Consider the following 6,267-nt stretch of genomic DNA (forward strand, 5'->3'; position numbering starts at 1 on the left):
TCGCCGGAGACGCCTGCGCCCGCGCCACCGCGGTCACGTTCTGACCGAGCCCGTACGGGACGCCAGCAGCAGGGCGATGTCGTCCGGCCGGTCGGCGACCCGGCCCGCCTCGCCCAGCAGCCGGTCGGCCGTCTCGGTCAGCGGCACCGGGGCCGCGTCGGCCAGGGACAGCCGAAGCCGCTCCACCCCGAGGTCGATGTCGGTGCCCGGCACCTCCACGAGCCCGTCCGTGTACAGGGCGAGCACCGAGCCCGTGTCCAGCCGCAGTTCCGTCACCGGGTACGTGGCCTCCGGGTCGATGCCGAGCACCACCCCGCCTGCCAGGTCCAGTACCTCGGTCCGGCCGTCGGGGTGGCGCAGCAGCGGCTGGGGGTGCCCGGCCCGCACGGCGCGGGTGTCTCCCGACGCCGGGTCGAGCAACACGTAGCAGCAGCTTGCGAACTGGCCCGGGTCCAGGTCGATGAGCAGCTGGTTCGTCCCGGCCACCACCTGCTCCGGGGTGCTCCCGCTGAGTGCGAAGGCCCGTACGGCGCTGCGGAGTTGGCCCATGGTCGCGGCGGCCTGCACCCCGTGGCCCTGGACGTCCCCGATCACCAGGGCCAGCAGGCCCCGGCCGGTCTCGATGACGTCGTACCAGTCGCCGCCGACGTCCATCCCCGCGGTGCCGGGCAGGTAGCGGCCCACCGTGTCCACGTGTTCCCGCACCGGCAGCCGGTGTGGGAGCAGGGCCGCCTGGAGCCCCCGGGCGAGCGCCGCCTCCGTGTCGTAACGCCGCGCCCGCTCCAGGGCCTGGGCGATCAGCCCGGCCAGCGCGGTCAGCACCGTACGCTCCTCCGGGCTGAAGCCCCGCGGCTGGTCGAAGCCGAGGATGCACGAGCCGACCGGCCGGCCGGAGGCGATCAGCGGCAGGAAGGCGCGGGCGCCCACGGAGGCGTCCATCGGGATGCCCGGATAGGCGGCGGCCAGGTGTTCCATCGACTCGAAGAACAGCGGCCGGCCCGAGGCGAGGGTCTCCACGCCCGGCAGCCGGACGTCGAGCGCGACCCCGTCGAACCGGTCGAGGAAGCCCTTCGGGAAGCCGGTCTCCCAGGCCAGGTGCAGATGCCGCTCGTCGAGCAGGTAGATCGCCAGCTGCCGGCCGCCGAAGGCAGGGAGCAGCTCGTCGGTGACCACCGCCGACACCTGACGGGCCGTGACCGCCTCGGTCAGCGCGATCGCCAGGGCCACCGGCCGGTACAGCGCGGAGGCCCGGTCTGCGGGCGAGCCCAGCCCCCCGCCCGGGCGGACCGCGGACGGCGGCGCGTAGTCGGGCTCCGGGGTCGCGCCGATCGTCACGGTCACCCCGTCGGGCGCCGGGTGCAGGTCCACCGACAGCCACTCGCCCGGCGGGTGCCGGCCGCGCCGGGCCGCGAAGTGCACCGGCTCGGTGGACAGGAACACCCCGCGGAAGTAGTCCTCGTACGCCGGGTGCCCGAGCCAGGGCAGGGCCTCCCACAGCACCTGCCCGCGCAGCTGCTCCGCGCTGCTGCCGAACAGTTCCTCGGCGGCGGTGTTGACGAAGCCGATCCGGCCCTGCCGGTCCACGGACAGCACGGCCTGCGCCAGCCGGTCGACGGCCTCCCGGGCGCCTCCGTCGGATCCCCCCGGTCCTGCGGGCGCCGGCGGCAGGTCCACGGCCACCGGGGCGTCCTCCCAGACCACCGGCGCCCCGGCCGCGGTCAGCGCCGCCAGCTTCCGGGCCAGCCGGTCCGCGGTCTCGCGCAGCCGTCCGCGGTCGGGCGCGCCCACCTGCAGCCCGGGGGTCGACGCGCGCAGCACGAACAGCACCCCGAACCGCTCACGGCCCGCGGTGACCGGCTCGTACAGCGAGGCGAACGGGAACGGCAGGCCGGCCATCAGCTGCGGGAAACGGGCCATGGCCGACTCCGCGTCGGGCAGGTACAGCGACTGCCCGGAGCGGTAGGCCTCGGCCACCGGGTACGGGCGGTTCACCGCCATCCGCCCCCAGGGCCGGAACAGCCGCACCGGGAGCCCCGCGACCGCGGCCAGCAGGAGCAGGCCCTCGGTGCCGGAGCGCAGGTACACCCCGCCCGCGTACCCGCCGACGGCCGCCACGCATTCGACGGCGGCCCGGGCGAGCACCTGGGCCGTGACGTCAGGGACGGGGCCGTCGTTGTCCGGTCTCGCCGTCACACCGCCAGGATGCGCCCTCGGCGGCGGGGGGTGCATCCCGGAGGTACCGCGTACTACGGCGTACCGCCCTTGGGCCCGGTGTTGCGGTACCCGGCCACCACGGCGGCCGAAGCGGGCCCCCATCGCGTCGGTGAAGGCCGCGACCTGCGCCGGGTCCTGCGGGTTCCCGTGGAAGCGCGACGCCAGCACCGTGCCGACCACCGCCACCCCCAGGGCGGCGCCGATCTCGCGGGCCGCGGTGTTGAGTCCGGAGCCGAGCCCCGCCTGGTGCGCGGGCAGCTCGGCGACCACCGTCAGGGTCAGCGCGGGCGCGCACAGCCCGGTGCCGATCGGCGGCCGGGGCCCGATCCGCTCCTGGAGCCGGGCGCCGAAGCGGGGCACCAGGGCCATCCCGATGGTCAGCGGGACGATCGCCAGGCCGGTCCGGGCGGGGGAGAAGCCCTTCGCCTACTGGAGGGCGCTGACCGCCCCGCCCGCGGCGAACAGGGCGAGCCCGCCGAGCAGGGCGCCCTTGCGGCCGTACCGGTCGCCAGGGCGCCGGCCGGGATCAGCAGCGCGGCGAAGACGATCACCTACGCGTCGACCGCCCACAGCGGCTGGTCGGGGCTACACCCCCTGCATGGCCACCGTGGCCGCGCAGCGCGCCGAGATCGGCACCCGGCTGACCCTCATCGGGCTCGGGATCCAACTCGCCGCCCGCCTGGGCATCAGCCCGGCCGAGGCCGCCGAGCTGGCCGGCTACTGGGTCCGCAAGGGCCGCCTGAAGCGGGAGGAGATCGGTGCTCCGGAACGCGACGGGTGCTTCTTCGCCTCCCGCGGGTGCGCCTCCTCCTGCCCGGACGGGCCCTCTCGGCAGGTGCTGATCGCGCTGAGCCCCGTACGGGAACGGCGGCGATAGGCCGACCGGCCGACCGCCTCCCTCGTCCGGGGGACGCACGGGTGTACGGGCCGCCCCCGGACGCGCCGCGGGGAACCATACGCACGCGTCCCACCCCCCCCCGGCAGGCCACCGGAAGGCAGAGCATGCGGTACCAGTACGACACCATCGGCGAGCGTTTCGCGGAGTCCAAGAGCACGGCCGCCTTCTCGGCGGCCGACACCCACACCCTCCTCGGCGCCCTCGACGCGCTCGGCGGGGTACGGGGGCTCGACACCCTCGACCTGGCCTGCGGGTACGGCTACAACACCCGGCTGCTGGCCCGCGGCGGCGCCCGCCGCACCGTCGGCGTGGACATCTCCGAGGAGATGATCAGACTCGCCCGTCAGCACGAGGCCGCCGAGGAGCGGCCGGGCAGCATCGAGTACCTCGTCGCGGACGCCGCCGGTCTCCCCGACCTCGGCCCCTTCGACCTCGCCACCGCCGTCTACCTCTTCAACTACGCGCCCGACCGCGTCTCCCTGCACGCCATGTTCCGCTCCGCCCGCGCCAACCTGCGCCCCGGCGGGAAACTCCTCGCCATCGTCCCCAACGCGGGCGCGTTCCCGCACGTGGACTGGTCGCCGTACGGGGTCCGCATCCTCGACCGGGTCCCGGAGGGCGACGCACCGCTGCTGAAGGCGCACTTCCTGACCGAGCCGCCGGTCCCCTTCGAGTTCCGCGAATGGGCCCACGCCGACCTCGCCGAAGCGGCCGTCGACGCGGGCTTCGCCACGGTCGGCTGGCAGCCGAACCGCACCCCGCCCGCCGACCCGGTCCGCGACGAGGCGTACTGGACGGGGTACCGCGCCTTCCCGGTCAGCTCGCTGATGACCTGCACGGCGTAGCGCGATGTCCGTGGACCGGGGGTCGGCGTCCGGGAACCGGGGTCCGGCGTCCGGGGATCACAGCTCCGCCGTCGCCCGGACCAGCTCGACGATCCGCTCGCGCGCGGCCCGGCCCTCCGGCACCGGCAGCAGGGGATAGACGTGCGGCAGCCCGGCCTCCTCGTGGAACTCCACCTCGGTGCCCTCCGCCCGCGCCCGGCGCAGCAGCTCCCTGCTGTCCGTGCTCAGCACGTCCCGGGTCCCGGTGAACACCGTCAGCGGCGCCAGCCCGCCGAAGGACCCGCGCAGGGGGCTCACCCGCGGATCGTCGGCGGCCAGGGTCCCGGCGTACAGCCGTCCCGCCTCCCGCAGCCCCGGTCGGGCCAGCAGCGGATCGGCCGCCTCGATGCCCGCCTGGTCCGGATGGCTCATGGTCACGTCCAGCCAGGGCGAGATCAGCACGATCCGGGAGGGCTGCGCCCCGGTACGGTCGCGCAGCCGCTGCGCGGCGGCCAGCGCCAGACCGGCTCCGGCCGAGTCGCCGATGAGCACCGTCCCGCCGGCGCCGCCCGCCGCGATCAGACCGCTGAGGAGGTCGGCGGCGACCGGGACCGTCCGGTCGGCCGTACCGCGCGGGGCGAGGATGTACGCGGGGACGACCACACGGGCGCCCGCCTGGGTGACCAGGGTCCGGATCATCGCCCAGTGCGGGCGGACCAGCTCGCCGATGTAGCCGCCGCCGTGCACGTACAGCACCTGGGAGGTCGGCTCGGTCCCGCGCGGGGCCACGTCGTACACCGGCCAGGCCCCGACGAAGGTCCGCGAGATCTCCGCGACCCGGCCCAGCGAGCGCGGCGGCAGGTGCGAAGCGGGCCGGCGCGCGGACTCCGCCACCCGGGTCCGCACCGCCTCGGCGCTCCCGAACCGTCTTCGCCGTCCCGCCGCGATCAGCGCCGCCGACAGCGCCCTGCTGCGCAGACTCGGCACGCCCCTCACCTCCCCATTCCCCCCGGACCTCCCCGGTCCGGTTCCCGACCCCGTCACGGGAGGAGCATAGGCGTGAAGCTGCGCTGTCGACCCGCTTAAGAAAGTCTCGATGGACTGATCACCGCGCCGCTCGGCAGATTGGTGCCCGTACCGACGCCGTCCGGGCCCGCACGCCCGAGGCGCTCCCTCCCGCATGCCTGGAGCCACCCCCATGAAGGCACTCGTCAAGCACAAGGCCGAGCCCGGGCTGTGGCTCATGGACGTCCCCGAGCCCGAGTACGGCCCCGGCGACGTGCTGATCAAGGTGCTGCGCACCGGCATCTGCGGAACCGATCTGCACATCCGCGCCTGGGACGGCTGGGCGCAGGGCGCGGTCAAGACCCCGCTCGTCCTCGGCCACGAGTTCGTCGGCGAGGTCGCGGCGCTCGGCGCGGACGTCACCGACATCGAGGTCGGCGCGCTGGTCAGCGGCGAGGGCCACCTGGTGTGCGGCAAGTGCCGCAACTGCCTGGCCGGACGCCGCCACCTGTGCCGCAGCACGATCGGGCTCGGGGTCGGCCGTGACGGCGCCTTCGCCGAGTACGTGGTCCTGCCCGCGCAGAACGTGTGGGTGCACCGGACCGCCGTGGACCTGGACGTGGCGGCGATCTTCGACCCGTTCGGCAACGCCGTGCACACGGCGCTGTCCTTCCCGCTGGTGGGTGAGGACGTGCTGATCACGGGTGCCGGCCCGATCGGGATCATGGCGGCGGCCGTGGCCCGGCACGCCGGCGCGCGCAACGTGGTCATCACGGACGTCAGCCCGGAGCGGCTGGAGATCGCCCGGAAGGCGGGCGCCACGCTCGCGGTGAACGTCGCCAAGACCTCCATCGCCGAGGCCCAGGCGCGGCTCGGCCTGCGCGAGGGCTTCGACGTCGGCCTGGAGATGTCCGGCCGCGCCGAGGCGATGCGCGACATGATCGACAACATGACGCACGGCGGCAGGATCGCCATGCTGGGCCTGCCCGCGCAGGAGTTCCCGGTGGACTGGGCCAAGGTCGTCACCTCGATGATCACCATCAAGGGCATCTACGGCCGCGAGATGTTCGAGACCTGGTACGCGATGACCGTGCTGCTGGAGGGCGGCCTCGACCTGTCCCCGGTCATCACCGGCCGCTACTCGCACCGCGACTTCCAGGCCGCCTTCGACGAGGCCGCCACGGCGCGCAGCGGCAAGATCATCCTGGACTGGACTGCGTGACCGCGTTGACCGCGTTGACCGCGTTGACCGCGTTGACCGCGTTGACCGCGTTGACCGCGTTGACCGCGTTGACCGCGTTGACCGCGTTGACCGCGTTGACCGGT

General features: G+C 74.8%; 5 protein-coding genes. 3 read left to right on the forward strand and 2 right to left on the reverse strand.

The window, feature by feature from the left end; translation table 11 throughout:
• Positions 1–33: 33 nt before the first annotated feature.
• Positions 34–2,583, reverse strand: a complete 2,550-nt coding sequence (locus tag ACGFYU_RS04940; protein WP_393825816.1) for a SpoIIE family protein phosphatase — start codon at positions 2,581–2,583, stop codon at positions 34–36.
• Positions 2,584–2,812: 229 nt separating this feature from the next.
• Between ACGFYU_RS04940 and ACGFYU_RS04945 the strand changes: the two genes are divergently transcribed.
• Positions 2,813–3,091 carry a hypothetical protein gene (locus tag ACGFYU_RS04945; protein WP_393825817.1) on the forward strand — a complete coding sequence of 93 codons (279 nt, stop codon included), beginning with the start codon at positions 2,813–2,815 and terminating at the stop codon, positions 3,089–3,091.
• 125 nt (positions 3,092–3,216) lie between these two features.
• The gene (locus ACGFYU_RS04950) at positions 3,217–3,957 is read left to right on the forward strand and encodes a class I SAM-dependent methyltransferase (protein ID WP_393825818.1); all 741 of its coding nucleotides are present in this window, start codon (positions 3,217–3,219) and stop codon (positions 3,955–3,957) included.
• A gap of 57 nt (positions 3,958–4,014) precedes the next feature.
• Here ACGFYU_RS04950 and ACGFYU_RS04955 read toward each other — a convergent pair whose 3' ends face one another.
• Positions 4,015–4,923, reverse strand: coding sequence for an alpha/beta hydrolase fold domain-containing protein (locus ACGFYU_RS04955; RefSeq protein WP_393825819.1), 909 nt, complete (start codon positions 4,921–4,923; stop codon positions 4,015–4,017).
• A gap of 211 nt (positions 4,924–5,134) precedes the next feature.
• Between ACGFYU_RS04955 and tdh the strand changes: the two genes are divergently transcribed.
• Complete coding sequence (gene tdh, locus ACGFYU_RS04960) at positions 5,135–6,163, forward strand: L-threonine 3-dehydrogenase (protein ID WP_393825820.1); 1,029 nt, start codon at positions 5,135–5,137, stop codon at positions 6,161–6,163.
• Positions 6,164–6,267: the final 104 nt, after the last annotated feature.

The sequence above is a fragment of the Streptomyces sp. NPDC048337 genome, assembly GCF_043201175.1.
Lineage (GTDB): Bacteria > Actinomycetota > Actinomycetes > Streptomycetales > Streptomycetaceae > Streptomyces.

Excerpts from the sequence above, each read along its gene's own strand:
- ACGFYU_RS04940 (WP_393825816.1), bottom strand. The coding sequence starts at position 2,583 with ATGGCCCTGGTGCCCCGCTTCGGCGCCCGGCTCCAGGAGCGGATCGGG.
- ACGFYU_RS04945 (WP_393825817.1), top strand. The coding sequence starts at position 2,813 with ATGGCCACCGTGGCCGCGCAGCGCGCCGAGATCGGCACCCGGCTGACC.
- tdh (WP_393825820.1), top strand. The coding sequence starts at position 5,135 with ATGAAGGCACTCGTCAAGCACAAGGCCGAGCCCGGGCTGTGGCTCATG.
- ACGFYU_RS04950 (WP_393825818.1), top strand. The coding sequence starts at position 3,217 with ATGCGGTACCAGTACGACACCATCGGCGAGCGTTTCGCGGAGTCCAAG.